Source organism: Paenibacillus sp. RC334 (assembly GCF_030034735.1).
Classification (GTDB): domain Bacteria; phylum Bacillota; class Bacilli; order Paenibacillales; family Paenibacillaceae; genus Paenibacillus; species Paenibacillus terrae_A.
Genome location: NZ_CP125370.1, coordinates 1,506,453 through 1,523,477 on the forward strand (window position 1 = coordinate 1,506,453; position 17,025 = coordinate 1,523,477).

Annotated in this window: 21 protein-coding genes and 1 pseudogene; 21 read left to right on the plus strand and 1 reads right to left on the minus strand. The window is 47.6% G+C overall.

The window, feature by feature from the left end; genetic code table 11:
* Positions 1-29: 29 nt before the first annotated feature.
* The 8 genes from QMK20_RS07125 (at position 30) to QMK20_RS07160 (ending at position 6,494) form a co-directional block, all read left to right on the plus strand.
* Positions 30-551: a GNAT family N-acetyltransferase gene (locus QMK20_RS07125; protein ID WP_283655175.1), complete on the plus strand. Its 522-nt coding sequence runs from the start codon at positions 30-32 to the stop codon at positions 549-551.
* Positions 552-750: 199 nt separating this feature from the next.
* Positions 751-1,200 (plus strand): hypothetical protein, encoded by a 450-nt coding sequence (locus QMK20_RS07130; protein WP_283655176.1) that lies wholly within the window; start codon positions 751-753, stop codon positions 1,198-1,200.
* A gap of 16 nt (positions 1,201-1,216) precedes the next feature.
* A complete protein-coding gene (locus QMK20_RS07135) occupies positions 1,217-1,720 on the plus strand; it encodes a DinB family protein (protein WP_283655177.1) in 504 nt (167 codons plus the stop codon).
* Between the two features lie 155 nt (positions 1,721-1,875).
* Entirely contained in the window at positions 1,876-2,910 is a 1,035-nt protein-coding gene (locus QMK20_RS07140) for an NAD(P)/FAD-dependent oxidoreductase (protein WP_283655178.1), read from the plus strand.
* A gap of 383 nt (positions 2,911-3,293) precedes the next feature.
* Complete coding sequence (locus QMK20_RS07145; RefSeq protein ID WP_283655179.1) at positions 3,294-3,959, plus strand: HD domain-containing protein; 666 nt, start codon at positions 3,294-3,296, stop codon at positions 3,957-3,959.
* 168 nt (positions 3,960-4,127) lie between these two features.
* Positions 4,128-5,189: an SPFH domain-containing protein gene (locus QMK20_RS07150; RefSeq protein WP_283655180.1), complete on the plus strand. Its 1,062-nt coding sequence runs from the start codon at positions 4,128-4,130 to the stop codon at positions 5,187-5,189.
* Positions 5,186-6,238: an NAD(+)/NADH kinase gene (locus QMK20_RS07155; protein ID WP_283655181.1), complete on the plus strand. Its 1,053-nt coding sequence runs from the start codon at positions 5,186-5,188 to the stop codon at positions 6,236-6,238. Before QMK20_RS07150 ends, QMK20_RS07155 begins: the two co-directional genes overlap by 4 nt.
* A 76-nt stretch (positions 6,239-6,314) precedes the next feature.
* Positions 6,315-6,494, plus strand: coding sequence for a hypothetical protein (locus tag QMK20_RS07160; protein ID WP_014280513.1), 180 nt, complete (start codon positions 6,315-6,317; stop codon positions 6,492-6,494).
* A gap of 100 nt (positions 6,495-6,594) precedes the next feature.
* Here QMK20_RS07160 and QMK20_RS07165 read toward each other — a convergent pair whose 3' ends face one another.
* Entirely contained in the window at positions 6,595-7,707 is a 1,113-nt protein-coding gene (locus QMK20_RS07165; protein WP_283655182.1) for a LuxR C-terminal-related transcriptional regulator, read from the minus strand.
* Between the two features lie 333 nt (positions 7,708-8,040).
* On the opposite strand from QMK20_RS07165, the gene QMK20_RS07170 reads away from it, so the two are divergent.
* The 13 genes and pseudogenes from QMK20_RS07170 to QMK20_RS07225 all read left to right on the plus strand — a co-directional run bounded on the left by QMK20_RS07170 (position 8,041) and on the right by QMK20_RS07225 (position 17,020).
* The gene (locus QMK20_RS07170) at positions 8,041-8,826 is read left to right on the plus strand and encodes a class I SAM-dependent methyltransferase (RefSeq protein ID WP_283656222.1); all 786 of its coding nucleotides are present in this window, start codon (positions 8,041-8,043) and stop codon (positions 8,824-8,826) included.
* Complete coding sequence (locus QMK20_RS07175) at positions 8,813-9,898, plus strand: saccharopine dehydrogenase family protein (RefSeq protein WP_283655183.1); 1,086 nt, start codon at positions 8,813-8,815, stop codon at positions 9,896-9,898. Before QMK20_RS07170 ends, QMK20_RS07175 begins: the two co-directional genes overlap by 14 nt.
* Before the next feature lie 400 nt (positions 9,899-10,298).
* A complete protein-coding gene (locus tag QMK20_RS07180) occupies positions 10,299-10,478 on the plus strand; it encodes a hypothetical protein (protein ID WP_283655184.1) in 180 nt (59 codons plus the stop codon).
* Positions 10,479-10,502: 24 nt separating this feature from the next.
* Positions 10,503-11,216: an HAD family hydrolase gene (locus tag QMK20_RS07185; protein WP_283655185.1), complete on the plus strand. Its 714-nt coding sequence runs from the start codon at positions 10,503-10,505 to the stop codon at positions 11,214-11,216.
* A pseudogene (locus tag QMK20_RS07190) lies at positions 11,213-11,662 on the plus strand (GNAT family N-acetyltransferase); the annotation flags it as partial. The gene QMK20_RS07185 and the pseudogene QMK20_RS07190, both read left to right, overlap by 4 nt.
* Before the next feature lie 295 nt (positions 11,663-11,957).
* Complete coding sequence (locus QMK20_RS07195; RefSeq protein WP_283655186.1) at positions 11,958-12,446, plus strand: ribosomal maturation YjgA family protein; 489 nt, start codon at positions 11,958-11,960, stop codon at positions 12,444-12,446.
* A gap of 60 nt (positions 12,447-12,506) precedes the next feature.
* Positions 12,507-13,718 carry a rhamnogalacturonan acetylesterase gene (locus QMK20_RS07200; RefSeq protein WP_283656223.1) on the plus strand — a complete coding sequence of 404 codons (1,212 nt, stop codon included), beginning with the start codon at positions 12,507-12,509 and terminating at the stop codon, positions 13,716-13,718.
* A gap of 117 nt (positions 13,719-13,835) precedes the next feature.
* On the plus strand, positions 13,836-13,982 hold the full coding sequence (locus tag QMK20_RS07205; RefSeq protein WP_283655187.1) for a hypothetical protein: 147 nt from the start codon (positions 13,836-13,838) through the stop codon (positions 13,980-13,982).
* 56 nt (positions 13,983-14,038) lie between these two features.
* Complete coding sequence (locus QMK20_RS07210) at positions 14,039-14,983, plus strand: class I SAM-dependent methyltransferase (RefSeq protein ID WP_283655188.1); 945 nt, start codon at positions 14,039-14,041, stop codon at positions 14,981-14,983.
* Between the two features lie 48 nt (positions 14,984-15,031).
* On the plus strand, positions 15,032-15,448 hold the full coding sequence (locus tag QMK20_RS07215) for an HD domain-containing protein (protein ID WP_283655189.1): 417 nt from the start codon (positions 15,032-15,034) through the stop codon (positions 15,446-15,448).
* A gap of 32 nt (positions 15,449-15,480) precedes the next feature.
* The gene (locus QMK20_RS27580) at positions 15,481-15,597 is read left to right on the plus strand and encodes a TetR family transcriptional regulator (protein WP_404520071.1); all 117 of its coding nucleotides are present in this window, start codon (positions 15,481-15,483) and stop codon (positions 15,595-15,597) included.
* Between the two features lie 277 nt (positions 15,598-15,874).
* Positions 15,875-16,432, plus strand: coding sequence for a hypothetical protein (locus QMK20_RS07220; RefSeq protein WP_283655190.1), 558 nt, complete (start codon positions 15,875-15,877; stop codon positions 16,430-16,432).
* A 30-nt stretch (positions 16,433-16,462) separates the two neighbouring features.
* Positions 16,463-17,020, plus strand: coding sequence for a GNAT family N-acetyltransferase (locus QMK20_RS07225; RefSeq protein WP_283656224.1), 558 nt, complete (start codon positions 16,463-16,465; stop codon positions 17,018-17,020).
* The last annotated feature ends 5 nt before the right edge of the window (positions 17,021-17,025 follow it).

Consider the following 17,025-nt stretch of genomic DNA (forward strand, 5'->3'; position numbering starts at 1 on the left):
TGCGAGTTTAATAGGAGGAAGTGATAGGCGTGCAAACAGTGAGCTTGGTAAAGCCGGAAAGTGTATGGAAGGAAGCTTATCTTTCTTTTTATGAGGAATGGAAACAGAGTCAGGAGCTTATGGTACCGTGGGTAATTTCTACAGAACCGTATGATTTTGAAGGTATGCTGACGTTTTTGAGCAATCAGGAAAATGGAATTGGTCTGTCGGAAGGCTGGGTCAAAACCTCAACGTATTGGCTTGTGACTGCAATTGAGCAGGTCGTCGGAGTGGTAAACATCAGGCATGAGCTTAACGAAAAGCTGTTAAATACCGGAGGGCATATCGGCTACGGTATCCGTCCTTCCGCACGGGGGAATAGCTACGCTGTTACTATGCTTGCGTTGGCACTGGAAAAAGCAAAAGAGCTGGGGATTTCCAGAGCTTTGGTCGTATGCGACTCCGATAATATCGCCTCCAAAAAAACAATCCTTGGCAACGGAGGAACACCGGATCAGGATTACGTTGATGAAGATGGAAATCGTATGAATCGATTTTGGATAGAACTGTAAGTGGATTTTCGCATATACGCTTGCTCATACATGGGTCTGAATTCTCCACGGTTATTCGGAGACACCTTGCTATAACGTCCGATTCTGCCGTTGGAATCTGTTATATTGGCATTAAACGGAACCGAGTATCCCAAATAAAGATTTTGCGAAGTCGTGGTATACAACAAGAAAGTAAGAAGGAGGGTAGCGCGAAAAGCTTATGAAATTACAGCCTGAATATGCGCAAAACATCATTGTGGGTGTCATTTTTGAAGGACAATGGAACTGGTATGTGACCGAAAGAGAGTATTGGTTTCTGAATACAGAAATGGAGGAACGGTTTGGTATTCCCATTTTGGATGAAACAACGGCAGGAGCATTTTTGGGGCATATCTGTGAATATAGAGTAGCTGCTGATGAACTAACCTTACTGCTCAGTATGCTGGCTGATGCCATTGAGCATAAGGATGAGGTGTTAGAGTTCTGCCCTGCGCTGTATGTTGATTTTGACCAGAAAATTCTCTATTCGCTGTTTCCAGAGCCAGCATCGTTTGAGCATTATGTTCCAGCGGGATGGAATGGGGAATATCAAAACTTTTTGAACGAGGTGTCTCCGTCTGAGCGGTATTGGATTATAGATGGGAAGTCATTTTTTGAAAAATTCATATGAGAGGAGCAGGAATAATATGGATTCTTCCATACATGAGTTTAAAATCATCTCCAAGCACAGAATGAACGATCAATACTTGGTAAAGCTGCGGGCCTGCGTCGAGGTTTTGGACGAACAGGTGCTGTGGCAGGTTGGTGAAGGGGAAACGAACAGTATAGGTGGTATTATCAATCATATCATGGTGCATGTGCGTAGAAACGCAGCTAAGCTCATAGATCCGACGATTACATATAAGCAAGGGATGGAGGATAGCTTCACACCTTCGCTACAAGACAAGGTGCAGCTTATGGTTGAGGTGGAAGAGGCTTTTTCATCCTTCTGCGCAGCATTGGACAACACAGGCGCGATAGATATGTACAATGTTTACCATGTGGTGGAGCATACGGCTTATCATCTGGGGCAGATCATAGACCGCGCACAGAGACTGGCAAATTACCGTTTTCAATTTGTACAGACAGGACTTAATGAGAAGGCGTTACGTGCTATAGTGCAGCAATTCCTGAATACCTCAGAAAAATGAGAGAAACAACAGCCATATATACCGTATAAAAATGTAGTTCCAAGGTCACAAAAACTCCCGAAGCGGATATGTTTTTAATTCTTAATTGATATTGATAATTATTATCAATTATAATAGGAGCAGACATATCACGCTAAGGTAGGGAGAGTTGCAGAGTGAAAGAGTCCTTGGAATTATATGATGTAACGATAATCGGCGGTGGTCCTGCCGGTATGTATACCGCATTTTACAGCGGAATGAGAGATATGAAGACCAAGCTGATCGAAGCCAAGCATGAGCTGGGCGGACGGATGCGCATTTACCCGGAGAAGATGATTTGGGATGTTGGAGGTGTCACGCCGATATTATGTGAAAAGCTGATTGATCAGCTAGAGCAGCAGGCGCGGACGTTCGAGCCTACGATTGTGCTGGGACAGCAGATCACAGGTTTGGATCGGCAAGAGGATGGAACCTTCCTATTGACCTCTGCGACAGGGGAACAGCATTGGACACGTACGGTGGTGCTGGCAGTAGGCTATGGCATTCTCAAAATGGCCAAGCTGGAGATTGAAGGAGCTGACCGCTATGAGGTTACAAACTTGCATTATACTGTGCAAGAATTGGAGCCGTTCCGAGGCAAGCATGTCCTGATTTCCGGAGGAGGCGACTCGGCTGTGGATTGGGCGAATGAGCTGGAATCTATTGCCGCAAGTGTGACAGTAGTCCATCGTCGAGAGCATTTTGGCGGTCACGAGAAAAATATAGTTCGCATGAAGGCGTCTTCTGTTCATGTCCTCACACCTTACGCGGTGAGCCAATTGCATAGTAATAATGGCGAGACGATTGAACAGGTGACGATCAGTCATGTAGAGACGGGTGAAACACAAGTATTGAACGTCGATGCAATCATTGTGAACCATGGTCTGAAATCGGATTTTGGCCCGCTTCGGGATTGGGGACTGGATATGGGTGAGTGGCATGCCAGAGTGAGTGAGAAGCTGGAAACGAATCTGCCAGGGGTTTTCGGCGCAGGCGATTTTGTCGAGTACGGAAGCAAGCTGTATCTGATTGCGGGTACGTTTACGGATGCTGCCCTTGCGCTGAATAGCGCCAAGCTGTACATTGATCCCGCAGCAGATAAAGTGGCCTATGTATCTTCCCACAACAGCCGTTTCAAGGAAAAAAACCGCGAGCTTGGTGTCGTGGAGTAAGATACGTAAATAAGTCTGATAGGATAGAGATAGGATAGGCAAAACGCAAAAGAACTTCCGAGACCACTGTTGATGTGGAATTGGTAGTTCTTTTTTGTACGGTCACTAACTCCATCACAAAGGTTGGATGCCATACACCATATAGAATAAAATAGAGATAGCCTGTCCTTTTCGGCCTTATATAGCAGATTTTGAGTAGAAAGATAAGGAGCGGTGTACCCTTTTGGGACATATGGGTATGAGCTAGCAACCGGGCGATTAAAGCTGGCAGCCCGTAAGGCGCTTTCTATGATCCGCAGTAAGCAAATGATTAGGTAAATGAACAAGCGTTAGAAATTAAAATAACTCGCCTTGGAATACAAGGGTGGAGCAGAAGGTGACTTATGGAGAAACGAACGGAGCAACAGGAAGCTATTTTGGCAGATATTATTCAACAGGCAGAACCTTTTGTACAGCAGCAGTTGGAGCATGACCACAGCGGTCACGATTGGTGGCACATTGACCGGGTGAGAAAGCTCTCCCTCGAAATTGCTGCCAAAGAAGGCGCAGATACGTTTATTTGTGAACTGGCAGCGCTGCTGCATGATGTAGCGGATGAAAAATTAAACGACTCCAAACAAGCGGGACTCGACAAAGTGGAGCACTGGCTGCGTCTGCATGTAAGCGATCCGGGCGTGATTACGCATGTGATGACCATTATCGGTACGATGTCCTATAATGGTGGACAAAATCCACCTATGGATACGCTGGAAGGTCAGGTTGTGCAGGATGCAGATCGGTTGGATGCACTTGGAGCGATTGGCATCGCGAGGACTTTTATGTATGCAGGCTCCAAAGGCAGCATGATGCATCACCCCGAAAAGGATTTTTCACAGTATGATTATCGTGCTGCGGGAAAAAGTGCCATATACCATTTTTACGAAAAGTTGTTAAAGCTCAAGGATTTAATGAATACAGCTTACGCTAAAGAACTGGCGGCTGTCCGGCATCAATGGATGGAGATGTTTTTGGAGCAGTTTTATAGAGAGTGGAATGTGGATGATAAATAAGGATTTCAATAAGGCTGTTACCTCTAACCGAGTGTATCGGAGGGGAAGCAGCTTTTTTTATATATAAATGTCATATTGATATTATTGAAAATGTATGCTATTTTATTGTTAATAACAAATTGATAATAACAAAATAATAAAAACTATAAGGAAGGCGAGGAAGCGGCTATGTTCGGATTTAATTTTGTGAAATTTCAGCCCAGTGAGTATGTGATGAAGGTGAAGAACGGGAAAGTAGTTCGGGAAGGTGTGGGATTATCCTTTTATTATTACGCTCCAACAACCTCGGTCGTCGTCGCTCCTGTTTCCTCTATTGATGTGCCGTTCATATTTGAGGAAATGACCCACGATTTTCAGGCGGTGACGGTGCAGGGGCAACTGACTTATCGGATTGTGGATTATCGGAGATCGACGCAGATTTTGAATTATACGTATGACTTGAAAGCAAATCGCTACATTTCGGATGACCCGGGCAAGCTGGCCCAACGGGTGATTAACATTGCAAAGGTGCTGACCAAAAAATATCTGGAGCGTGTTCCGCTCAAAGAGGCTGTTCAATCCAGTGAACGTTTGGCCCAAAGCATGGCGAAGGATATCGCTCAACACGCGGAAATCGAAAAGCTCGGTATTGAGGTGATGGGACTGTCGATTTTGGCGATTTTACCGAATAAAGAAACGATGAGAGCGCTGGAGGCGCAGGCAAGGGAGGAAATTCTTCGCAATGCGGATCACGCCCTGTATGAGCGTCGGAATGCTTCCATTGAGCAGGAGCGGCGTGTGAAGGAGAATGAGCTGAACACCGAAATTGCAGTGGAGACGAAAAAGAAGCAAATCCGCGAAACCCAGCTCGATGCCGAACGTTCAGTGAAGCAGAAGCAAAGCGAGATGAAGGAGGAGCAAATGCTTTTTGACACGGCTTTGGAGGAGAAAAAGCGTGAGCTGATTGAGTTGACCGTAATGAATAAAAAGGCGGAAGCCGATGCCAAGGCTTATGAACTGACGGCAGTCATGAAATCGTTGCAGGATGTCGAGCCGAACGTGCTTCAGGCTATGGCGAACATGGATATGAGCCCGGATAAGCTGATCGCCATTGCATTCCAGGAGCTTGCAGAAAATGCAGGGAAAATCGGTCAGCTAAACATTACACCGGATTTGTTGCAAGGTCTGATGTCCGCTAAGGGAACAGGCGGATCGGAAGGAACGAGAGGATCCGGAGGAAGAGCACGATGAGTACCCGGATGACAGAGCACAGGATCATTTTGGTGAAGCGAAAAACACGTCTGGAGGAACTGATTGTCCGGTATAACACGGTGCAGCAGGCCCAGTTTTTTATAGAACGGCTAGGTGCGGATTTCAGTGATTATGTGCTGGAGGATGAAAATTACCGCAGAGCGGTGGCAACGGCAGCATCGGAACTGACGACCTTGGGGAGGGTTCAGATTGTGGAGCGGGAGCATGTGCCCAACTTTATTTTTGGTGAGCAGGATACGGTGGTGGTGCTGGGTCAGGATGGGCTGGTGGCCAACACGTTAAAATACTTGACCGAGCAGCCGTTGATCGGTGTGAATCCAGATCCATTGCGCTGGGACGGAGTATTGCTGCCATTTACAGTATCGGATTTGCGCTGGGTTGTGCCAGATGTGTTCGTACACAGACGTCCGATCAAGGAGGTTACGCTGGCTAAGGCACAGCTAAATGACGGTCAGTCGTTGTACGCTGTGAACGATTTGTTCATCGGGCGCAAAACCCATGTTTCTGCGAGATATGAGCTGAGGCTGGAGGATCAGGTAGAGCAGCAATCCTCCAGCGGCATTATCGTTTCAACGGGGCTGGGCGCGACAGGCTGGTTGACCAGCGTGCTTGCCGGGGCGGCAGGGATTGTCGGCAGCGCTACGCAGCGCCCGATTTCGCTGACTCCAGATCATCTGGTGACGGGCGCCGTCTTCCATCAAGAAGCAGCAGCAGAAGGACAGCAACGAGGCCGGAGAAGCAACGGGCGCGACCATGGCAGTGACGATGACTATAGTCATGACAACCGCGCAACATGGAGTTCGCCATCGCTATATTTTACGGTGAGAGAACCATTTCCCAGTCGGACGACTGCTGCGGATCTTGTATTTGGTCAGGTGGAAGCTGAAAAACCGCTGCGGATTGCTTCGCAGATGCCGGAACATGGAGTCATTTTCAGCGATGGAGTAGAAAGCGACTTTCTGGAGTTTAATGCCGGGATAGAGGCGACCATTGGTCCGGCGGAGAAAAAAGGGCATCTGGTCGTGTAGAGGTTTGCACAGGACGGCAATGGGGAATGTTGAGTAAGGTACATCAATCAGATGAAGTCAAAAAGGAGGAATCAACATGAGCGACCACACTCAAGACGAAGCGAAAATCCGCAACAAGAAGAACGAGGACGGAGATTCCTTGATGGAGAAAAACAAGCTGGAAAATGGCGTGGATATCGAGCCAGAGGCTGACGAATGGATTGCGAAGCCTTCACCTGTGTCCTACGATGATACGAAAACCTCTTCGAAGCAATAAGACTCTTGCGTCCAAATAGAGCAAACATGCAGAGACAGATGATCCTTAATCGGGTCATCTGTCTCTTTGGCATGTATTATTGTGGAATAGGCGATTGAAATTAGTTGAATCTGGAGTATACCTTCCATACCAGCTCACGGCGGCTGCTTACACCTGTTTTCAAGAAAATCGCTTTCAGATGATCTTGCACCGTGTAGGCTGAAATATGAAGTGCGCTTGCCAGCTCTCGGGTCGAAAAGCCTTGAACAATGAGCCGGACAAGCTGTCTTTCCCGCTCGGACCATGCAAACATCTCGGCCATGAGCGGCAGCATTTCAGATGCTTTAGCAGGCTCAAACCATACGGCAAGCTGTTTTTCATCTTTACTTTGCCCGCTTTGAAGAAGGGTGGCCCTGAGTGTTACCCACGGGGTTTCTGCGTCTGCGGCGGGTATACATAGTTTGGCTGGTGAAGCGGAAGTAGTGAAAGCTCCCGGAAGGGCTGTGGATAGTGCGCGAAAGCATACCGCCCGAACGGGCGCGGGAAGGCTATTTTCGTCGATGCCTTCCTGCTGCCGAAGCAACTTAAGCCACTGGTCTGCCGTTGGATTGGAGGAAATCGGCTCCAGCTTGCCAGAAAGCACCAGAACCCCTGGCTCCATATCATTTTCCATAATTATAGCGGAGTCTGGAGATAAGCCCACACTGGCCTGACGCAAATGGTAGGCTATAGACGGTGCTAAGGCTTCAAGAAGCTGCTGCTCTTCCTCACTAAATACCGGCTCCGTATGAACGCGAAACAACGTGAGAAATCCCCAGCAGGTTCCTTTGTACATTAACGGAACACGTAATTCATCCCCGAATCCGGCAGGCTGCAAAACATCCCTGTAACGTGCGCTCCGATTCGGATGACCTCCTGTAGCTCCGTTTAGAGTCGCTATGGATTGCCCCTCCCGCACCAACTGGTCGTATTTCATCACATCATTGCGCAGATATTCGTACTCTAACAGCTTGTAATGAATGCCATCCACGCCTGATTCGGTGAATGCCCCTGTGGAAAGCAGCGAATGCGGATCTATTGATGTACAACACGCCGCATCGAACGGAACCTGAGTACGTAAGCGGTCGATTAGCGTATGTTTGTAAGCTTGCGATGAAGGGGCTTTTTCTCCCAGTCGAATGATTTGCTGTCGAGCATCTTTTAGCTGTGAAAATTGTGTATATTGTGCGCTCATACATTGCTCCCATCGTGAAAAGCTGGAGTTTCGCAACATTGTATCGAAGTAAATCCCACATCTATGGGATGGTGAATATACGTACAGTCGTTATAATTGAGAATGATTCTTAATTCGGGATTTTGCAAAATCCTCAATTAAATCAACAATATACGAATGCTAGGGGAAGATCAAGGCTAGATGTAAGGCCTGTCGCATCTTTTTCCAGCTGTTCGATTTTGGAGGGAACTATATATGGAATATAGCAGTAGTAAGTCAAACGATCCTAAGGACGCTCATCACACAGGCAACAGCCGTCATACAAGCGCTGAACATAAAATTCCTAACCAGCCTATGAGCTGGAACGATCCGAATGTAAGCAAGTACCCGGACACGATTGCTTTAAAAATACCGGGATATGCTCATCTGTATGAGATGACGTGCCGCTTGATAACCGCACAGCTTGAGGCTCAGATCCGCACGGAGGCGACGGATCCGAATGTACTGATTATCGGGGCTGGCGGCGGTCAGGAGCTGATTACACTCGGAGGACAACATGCGGCATGGTCTTTTGCGGCAGTTGATCCATCTGAACGCATGCTGGATTTGGCACGTCAGCGTGTGGCGCAAGCGGGCATAAGGTCAAAAATATCATTTGTCACAGGCACGTTGGAAGAGCTGCCCGGAGAACTACTCCAAGAACAGCCTAAGGAGCAGTCTGGAAAACAGACCGAAGAATTACACGCGGAGCCGATTTATGATGCTGCCACCTGCCTGCTGGTGCTTCATTTTCTTCACAGCTTGGAGAGCAAACGGGCATTGCTACAACAGATATCTGCTCGTCTCAAACCGGGCGCGCCTTTTTGCCTGGCCTCCATCAATGGAAATCCACAGGAGTCTGCCTTTTCCATTCAAATGCAGGCGTGGAAAAGCCATATGCTGGATCAGGGCATTCCTCTGGAGGATTGGGAGCGATTCGCTGCCTCCATTGGCCGTGAGTCAGACCCGGTGTCCAATACAGCAATACAGGGAATGCTGGTAGATGCAGGCTTTACCCATATCACCCGGTATTTTGGCGCTTTTTTAGTGAATGCGTGGTTTGCAGTTAAAGGGGGAGAAGCAACTCATGACAAAGGATAGCATTATCATCATTGGCGGATACGGTCATGTCGGAAAAATTTTATGCACGGAACTAAGTGAAATGTTTCCCGGCAAGGTGTTTGCCGCAGGACGCAGTATGGAACGTGCCACTGAATTTAGCAAGCAATCGGGTGGTAAGGTGCTGCCTTTACAGCTTAATATTCATGAGCCGATAGACCCGTCGATTTTAAAGCAGGCCAAGATCGTTATCATGTGTCTGGATCAGGAAAAAACAGACTTGGTACGTGCCTGCCTTCAGCATGGGGTGCATTATATGGATATTACCGCGAATGCAGCTTTCTTGAGTCAGGTGGAGCGGTGTCATCAGGAGGCACGAGCTTATCAGGCCACTGCCCTGCTAAGTGTGGGATTGGCCCCGGGATTGACGAATCTGTTGGCATTGCAAGCGACGCAGCTTATGGATCAGACAGATGAGTTGAACATATCTCTGATGCTGGGCTTAGGAGACGAACATGGTCAGGCTGCCATTGAATGGACAGTGGACCAGATTCATACCGATTTGGATGTTATGGAACAGGGTCGCCCGGTGATTCGAAAAAGCTTTAGCGACGGGCGAGTGGCAGACTTCGGCGCAGGAGTGGGGCGTCACCGCGCGTATCGTTTCCCATTTTCCGATCAGCATACACTTCCACGTACGCTCGGAATTCCTACGGTCAGCACACGTCTTTGCTTCGATTCCCGGTTAACTACCCGGCTTCTGGCAGGGCTTCGGACAACAGGGATATCTGGTTTACTCCGACAGCAATCCGTGCGTAACGCAATGGTTCGCAGCTTTAGCAAGCTGCATCTGGGAGGGAACGCCGTGGCAGTCAAGGTAGACGCGCGAGGAACCCTCCATGGCAAGGAAACGAAAGTCGAATGCCAACTAAGGGGACATCATCAATCCGATTTAACCGCCAAGGCAGCAGTCTTTGCAGCGCTGGCGCTATACCGTTCTGAGCTTCCTCATGGTGTATTTCACATGGAGCAGTGTTTTTCGTGGAATCGTATGCGGGAATGGCTGGGGCAGCAGGTAGCCGTGGATATTCAGGTGAACGGACAGCAGGTATAGAAGTGATATTTTCTGACACAAGAGGGACTTATGTAATCCAAGCTTATTCGGCAACTCATTGCGGATGGGTCTTGGATTTCTTTTCCTGTTAGATTACACTAGTACGAAGTACATATTTCAGCATTTTGCATCATTCGATTCCCAACGCTCGAAAGTACAATAGATAGACGAATTAAACCGTTTCGATCTATATTGCTGATTTGAAATCGCTCTTGGGATTGTTGCAAAATGCTCATTTTTGAAAAGAATTGAGTCATGTTGGTAGTTTTAGATGGAACACGATGATACAAACAGTTCCTGCCAGTAAATGGAGGTGAGTTAACATGACCTCGAGTCTATCCATACAGGAGATTGCTGAGGTCGAAAGCAGTAAGTTAAAACGAAGAAAGGGGAGAATGAAGTGAAGGTGGAACAGGATTTGGAAGACATCAAGGACAGACTGGCCCAGATCGAGGAAAATCTGGAACGAAGGTCGACTTCCGGAAGAATACTGAAAACGATGCTTATCATTTTCTTGTCTGTATTTTTCTTGCTTTTGGTGATCGGAGTTGTTCAATTTGTTTCCAACTCATCGGTATAACGAACCGGAAGAAGGGAGTTCGTGATGTCCATAGAAGCGATCATTTTTGATCTGGATAATACGCTGATTCATCGTAAACAGGCGTTTGCGGCATATACGGAGCGTTTTGTGGAACGCTTCATTGTGGCGGAAGATCCGGCGAGCAGGGCAGCAATAGTCGAGCACATACGCCTGGCGGATCAGGATGGATACCGTGACAAAAGGGAGCTGTATACGGAGCTGCATGCAGAGTTGGAACTGAAAAATCCGGATACGACGGTACAGGAAATGCTGGGCTTTTGGTATGGTGAATTTCATAAGTTTACGGTACTGATGGATGGAGCCAAGGAAGTGCTGTCCGAGCTGCGGTCGCGGGGTTTGAAGCTTGGTATCATCACCAATGGCTCACTCCGCACACAACAAGCAAAGATCAACCGTGTGATGCTGAAGGATTATTTTGATTCCATTATCGTCTCGGGAGGCGTCCGCGTGGAGAAGCCTAATCCTCGCATATTCGAGTTGGCGTTAAATGAGCTGGAGATTACAGACCCAGGCAACGTCTGGTATGTAGGCGATCATCCGACGAATGATATTCGTGGTGCCCAAAGTGCAGGCTTGCATACGATCTGGCTGGAGGGATTTATGCCGTGGCAGGAAACGGGCATTGTGCCGAATTACAGGATTGGCAGTTTGCGCGAAATTATTGGTTGGCTGGATCATGCCAGCTATTCGGGGAAAATGGAGGAGGGAGCATCATGAGTAAGGTGCAGACGGATCAGACCAGCCCCATTTTATTATCGTTTCCGGAGCAATTCCAGACAGAACGGTTGACGCTTCGCGCTCCACAGTGGGGTGATGGGGCGATGGTCAATGAAGCCATACGGGAGAGTGTGGAAGAATTGCGTCCCTGGTTGCCTTTTGCAAGAAATCTTCCTACGCCAGAGGAATCTGAAATCCGTTCACGCCAAGCCAGACTTCAATTTCTGGACCGGTCTGACATGATGTTGTACGTATTTGAGACGGTATCGGGAGCTTTTGTAGCCAGCAGTGGCTTGCACCGGATCGACTGGGCTGCACGCAAGTTTGAAATCGGGTACTGGCTCAGAACGTCTTGCACAGGAAAAGGCATGATAACAGAGGCAGTACACGGTATCACGGATTTTGCCATACAGCATTTGGAGGTGAGCGCGGATTCAAGGAACAGCATACGGTCCGGTTTGTAAATGAAGCGGGCAAAGCGATCAAGGCGGTGGACAGGGATTTCAGAGGGGATACATTGTTACTACAGGAAGATAACCATATTTACAAGCTGCGTTTGTACGATATTGCGGAGGCTCGTTATGATGAATTGGATCATGAAAAATACAGACAAGCTAGTGTGCATACAATATGACATCAGCAGGAATATCAGCACTCTTGCAAGCGCTAACCTAAGGGGATACTCGACGAGATTCCAGCAGCTTGGCGAAGCTTTTCCAACGTTAGGTCAGGTGATTTAGCATGGGAAGAACTCGTAAAAGCGTCGACATCGACAGGAAGACGAATCGGAACACAGGTGTGAAATCCCGCTGGAAGGCCCGAGCTGTGTATCTGGCTTCGGTGCTGGTCGCTATCCTGTTGGGCTTGGGAAGCCGGACCTTTTCCTCCCGGTTGCCTGAATTCATTGCCAATCATTTTGGGGATGCCTTGTGGGCGTGCATGATTTACTTTGGGCTGAGGATGTTGTGGGTGGATCGTCGGTTGTCTGTAGCGCTGTGGGGCAGTTTGCTGTTTTGTTTCGCCATTGAGTTCAGTCAGATGTACCAGGTTCCCTGGATTAATAGTATCCGGGCGACGACACTGGGCGGGCTGGTGTTGGGAAAAGGATTCCTGACCGCCGATCTGGTTCGGTACACGGTGGGTATTGCGGTATCCTGGGCATTGGACCAAGGTTATAGAAGGCTGGCAGGCATCACTACACGTATAGACAATGACGAGTCATTCAAATAATCTGCAAAGCGAGGGTTGCGCTTGAGACAAAAGGGAAAGCGTTACAGGTTGTTGGGTAAAATGATCGGATTATGCGCAGGGTTCAGCTTGTTGTTTGCGACCATACTTGTTCCGGGGCAGGCATTGGCCGATAAACAGCTTGCGGGGCCTCTTCGTTTTGACTTTGGCCCAGGTAGCGTTGCTACAGGCTACACTCAGGTCACCGCCAAGGATGCATACACGCCTGAACGAGGCTATGGATTTACCGATCTTTCCAAGGTGAAAGAAGAGGATCGTGGTGGAAATGACGCTATTCGTTCGGATTTCGTTCGTGTTCAGGGATCATCCTTTGTCGTCAACTTGCCGCCTGCGGATTATACGCTTTCCCTGATCGCCGGGGATACAGACGGAAGCACAGATATTACGGTAAAGGCCGAGTCCATCGTCAAGGTGGAGCCTACCACCAAAACAGCGGGACAATTTGTCGAGGCCACATTTGAGCTTGCGCTCATCGATGGTCAGCTGGAATTGTATTTCTCGGGAAATGATCCGAAGATTAACGCGCTGGTTATTACGCCAAAAGAGACTCGAACGCAGAGTGACCATCCTTCCGTATATCTTGCAGGGGATTCCACGGTCCAAACCTATAAAGCCTCTATGAAGCCTCAGGCTGGTTGGGGACAGATGATTGCGCCGTTCTTTACAGACGAGACGACTTTTGTGAACCGTTCTATTGGTGGACGAAGCACGAAGACATTCCTTGTACAAGGAAGACTGGACGATATTTTGCGGACCATCCGACCGGGTGATTATTTGCTCATCCAGTTTGGTCATAATGATGCGGCAATCAACAACCAAGAGCGTTATGTTTCCCCAGCGGATTATAAAGTCTATTTGAAAACCTACATTCAGGGAGCGACACAGCGCGGGGCCACACCTGTGCTGATAACCCCTGTTGGCCGCAGGGATTATGACGCCGCAAGTGCTTCCTATCGGATCAGTTTTCCGGAATACGTGCAGGCCATGAAGGAAACGGCATCGGAGACAGGCGTTGCGCTGGTCGATCTAAGTCGGTTAAGTGTGGCGTACTATAATACGCTTGGTCTGGAAGGAACGCTTCCGTTATTTTTACATTTGGAGCCGGGAGTGTATCCTGCGTTCCCTGATGGAGTGCAGGACGATACGCATTTTCAGGAGTATGGTGCGGAGCAAATAGCCCGTCTGGTAGCCCAGGGGATCCGCGAGCTGAATATCCCTTTATCCTCTTATGTACGGACGAATAATTCACCATAAAACGCTATTTCCATACGCATGGTATACTTAGAAAACAAGCTGGCCCTACCCGAAGATGGCTCTGTTCCGGCTTGGGTAGGGCCTTAACGTTCCGGGCAAAAGAAGGAGAGACCAGGCGTGAGTAAAATAAAGGACGGTATGTTGGGTCTGTGCATCGGGGACGCGCTTGGCGGGAATTTATTATGGGCTTGGGGAGATTCCGCAGCATTGGCTTACGTCCTTGGCGAGAGTAGAGGATATCATCAAGTGGTGCGAGCAGTTTGAGCATTCATTGGCAAAATAAAAGCTTCATTTAACTTGAGCCACGGGAGGAAACGCTAATGTCGGTTGCCCAGTTGAACAGACTCATTGACGGTCAAATACTCTATAATCAGCATCGGAGTTTGTTTTATATGCATGAGGGGAACGCCCTGATGGGTCCTTCACCGGAAATGACGTATTGGCTGACACAGAGAAGCCCGGAACTGCTCCTCATGCTCCAAAGCTTGAAGCGTCAGCATGAGTATACCGCTTTTGTCACGGGCGTCGCGGCAAAAACACTGCACCAGTTTGTGAGCGTCAATCAGTATATTCATTTTCAATCAGATCATCTTAATGAGCTTACACAATTGTATGATCGACTTTTCACCCGGATTCAAAAGCTGTTCCAAAACCAGGCTATGAATGAGAGCATACTAAATTTACTGCTGCAACAGCATTACGGGCATTTAAGAGATTTTCTAATTCGTACCAACGGACGGACGATGTTTGCCAAGTATGCAGAGAGTGAGTACACCTTTTGGATACCTTGTGAGGAATATACGCCTGAATTGCAGGCAAAGCTGCTAGGATTGGACATTGCTCGTTTGCAGGAGCCTGTTCTCGATGTAGGCTGCGGATCAGAGGCACGGCTAGTCGGCTATTTGCGTTCCCTTGGGATTGAGGCTTATGGAACAGATCGGTTGGCTGAAAAGGGAACAGGTGTTACTCAGGGAGATTGGCTGGAGACAACCTTCAAGGAAGGCACATGGGGAACGATTATCTCTCATATGGCGTTCTCCAACCATTTTATACATCATCATTTGAAATCGGACGGCAATATTCACGAATACGCCCACAAATATATGGAATTGCTTAGGGCAATCCGGCCGGGAGGAAGCTTTATTTACAGTCCGTGCCTTCCTTTTATGGAAGATCTTTTGGATATCCAAGCTGGTTATCGAGTAGAGCATATCCAGTCATCTAAAGGTTATGAAGCCACGAAAATAACACGATTACGTTCATAATGGCTAAGGGTGTTCAAAGGTAAAAAGCAGAGCATGGAGGGGCGCACAATGAACATAGAAACAGCGATTGCAATTGCGGCACAGGCTCACCAGGGACAGACGGACAAGGGCGGTCAGCCTTATATTTTCCACCCCCTTCAGGTCATGAACCGAGTAGAGCATATGGATGAAAAAATAGTTGCCGTGCTGCATGATGTGCTGGAGGATACAGGGGTCATAGCGGATCAACTGAAAGAAGCGGGCTTTGGCAAACACATCATTGAAGCGGTGGAAGGACTCACTCGGAACAAGGGAGAGGAGTACAGCGATTTTATACGCCGAGCCAAAAACAATCCATTGTCCAGAGCAGTGAAAATAGCGGATATTCAGGAAAATATGAATCTGGATCGCATCCCTCATCCCACGGAGAAGGATGCAGCACGAATAGAAAAGTATAAGCAGGCGCTGCAAGAGCTTTTGGATTGAACCCATTTTAAAGAAAAGTAACTGAATTATTCATTTCCCAAGGCTACAGCACCACCACCATTCGGCAAATTGCAGAAGCGGCGCAGATTGGGCGAGGCCATCTGTTGCTTCATCTATATAAGGGCTTAATCGGAAATATACATGAATGACATTATTTTAAATTTGGGCACACCCAAATGATTGGCAACCCAGGTATGTATGATTGAAGATTTATCACGGAGAAAGGCCGGACTTTAGTCCTTTTATTTGTCAGAGTTCATCTTGGAATGGTAGTATAAGGATAGATATTACTCTATTTGGGATTCTGTTAACGATCTAAACCATATTTTCCTAAAAGCCGATATATCTGAATGAGGCGAAAACACACACTGTTATTGTACCCGTCCGAAAATGGATGTATATGATTGGGTTAGGAGAGTAGAAGAAGTGTCGGATTTGTATACGAAAAAAGAAGTAAAAGACTATGTAACGAATGTAGTTTTTGAGCGGCCTTTAGGTGTAAGTATTGCAGCCATTTTACTGATTTTTAATGGAGCTCTTCTGCTGGTGACACAGCTGTTGACGCTTAATGCGTTGAATGAGGCTTCTACGTTGGTGGGAATTTGCAGGGGGATGTTTCAAGGATTCATCGCTTTGCTCGGTTTGTCAGGGGCAACTGCCGGTGTCGGCATGTTATTTGGTAAGAAGTGGGCCTGGTGGCTTGCTGTATTTTATTTTACATATGAAACGATGCGTTATGCGTGTGCGATCCTGTTTATTCCGGATGTACCTCCAATGTTGGGGGGCGTACATCTAAGTCCTGCCCTATACTACGTAAAGTATGGTATGCGTATTGTTTGGAATTTGCTGTTTACGGTGTTTATGTGCCGTAGTACAGTGACTGGATTTTTTCAAACAAGTGGAATAAATAAGTGGAAGGCATGTATTTTATTATTTTTAATCAATGGGGTGATGGTCGGAATCGGCTGGTGGCTGATGAAATAGTATCTTCATATATGAGGAAGGAGATAGATGATGACAAAGGAAATGTTTCCGGTGCTGGAAACCAGCCGCTTGCATTTAAGACAGCTTACGTTGGGAGACGCGGAGGATGTGTTCGCCTATTTCTCCAAAGATGAGGTTACGAAATATTATGATCTGGAAAGCTTTACAGAGGTAAAGCAAGCAGAACATTTTATTCGTTCCATGCGATCCAAATATGAAAAGCAAGAGGGCTTTCGTTGGGGGATTACGTTAAGAGAAGCTCCTGAACGTGTAGTTGGTACTATTGGATTTCATAACTGGCACAAGAAGCACTCTCGTATTGAAATCGGCTATGAGCTGGCACCCGAATACTGGCGACAGGGCCTGATGGCAGAAGCGATGAAGGCAGTGATTCATTATGGATTTCATTTGCCGCAGGTTCACCGTATTGAAGCCTTCATTGATCCAGATAACGAAGGCTCCAGACGGTTATTGCTCAAAAGTGGTTTTACCCAAGAGGGTCACTTGAGAGACTATTTTTATGAAAAAGGTCAGTTTGTCGATGCTGTTATTTTTGCTATCCTTCGAGAAGAATATCGTGCGGATTAGTAATT

What these genes read in the sequence shown, in the direction of transcription:
- QMK20_RS07130 (WP_283655176.1), top strand. Translation starts at nt 751, where the DNA reads ATGAAATTACAGCCTGAATATGCGCAAAACATCATTGTGGGTGTCATT.
- QMK20_RS07135 (WP_283655177.1), top strand. Translation starts at nt 1,217, where the DNA reads ATGGATTCTTCCATACATGAGTTTAAAATCATCTCCAAGCACAGAATG.
- QMK20_RS07145 (WP_283655179.1), top strand. Translation starts at nt 3,294, where the DNA reads ATGGAGAAACGAACGGAGCAACAGGAAGCTATTTTGGCAGATATTATT.
- QMK20_RS07150 (WP_283655180.1), top strand. Translation starts at nt 4,128, where the DNA reads ATGTTCGGATTTAATTTTGTGAAATTTCAGCCCAGTGAGTATGTGATG.
- QMK20_RS07155 (WP_283655181.1), top strand. Translation starts at nt 5,186, where the DNA reads ATGAGTACCCGGATGACAGAGCACAGGATCATTTTGGTGAAGCGAAAA.
- QMK20_RS07160 (WP_014280513.1), top strand. Translation starts at nt 6,315, where the DNA reads ATGAGCGACCACACTCAAGACGAAGCGAAAATCCGCAACAAGAAGAAC.
- QMK20_RS07165 (WP_283655182.1), bottom strand. Translation starts at nt 7,707, where the DNA reads ATGAGCGCACAATATACACAATTTTCACAGCTAAAAGATGCTCGACAG.
- QMK20_RS07170 (WP_283656222.1), top strand. Translation starts at nt 8,041, where the DNA reads ATGAGCTGGAACGATCCGAATGTAAGCAAGTACCCGGACACGATTGCT.
- QMK20_RS07175 (WP_283655183.1), top strand. Translation starts at nt 8,813, where the DNA reads ATGACAAAGGATAGCATTATCATCATTGGCGGATACGGTCATGTCGGA.
- QMK20_RS07185 (WP_283655185.1), top strand. Translation starts at nt 10,503, where the DNA reads ATGTCCATAGAAGCGATCATTTTTGATCTGGATAATACGCTGATTCAT.
- QMK20_RS07195 (WP_283655186.1), top strand. Translation starts at nt 11,958, where the DNA reads ATGGGAAGAACTCGTAAAAGCGTCGACATCGACAGGAAGACGAATCGG.
- QMK20_RS07200 (WP_283656223.1), top strand. Translation starts at nt 12,507, where the DNA reads ATGATCGGATTATGCGCAGGGTTCAGCTTGTTGTTTGCGACCATACTT.
- QMK20_RS07210 (WP_283655188.1), top strand. Translation starts at nt 14,039, where the DNA reads ATGTCGGTTGCCCAGTTGAACAGACTCATTGACGGTCAAATACTCTAT.
- QMK20_RS07215 (WP_283655189.1), top strand. Translation starts at nt 15,032, where the DNA reads ATGAACATAGAAACAGCGATTGCAATTGCGGCACAGGCTCACCAGGGA.
- QMK20_RS07225 (WP_283656224.1), top strand. Translation starts at nt 16,463, where the DNA reads ATGACAAAGGAAATGTTTCCGGTGCTGGAAACCAGCCGCTTGCATTTA.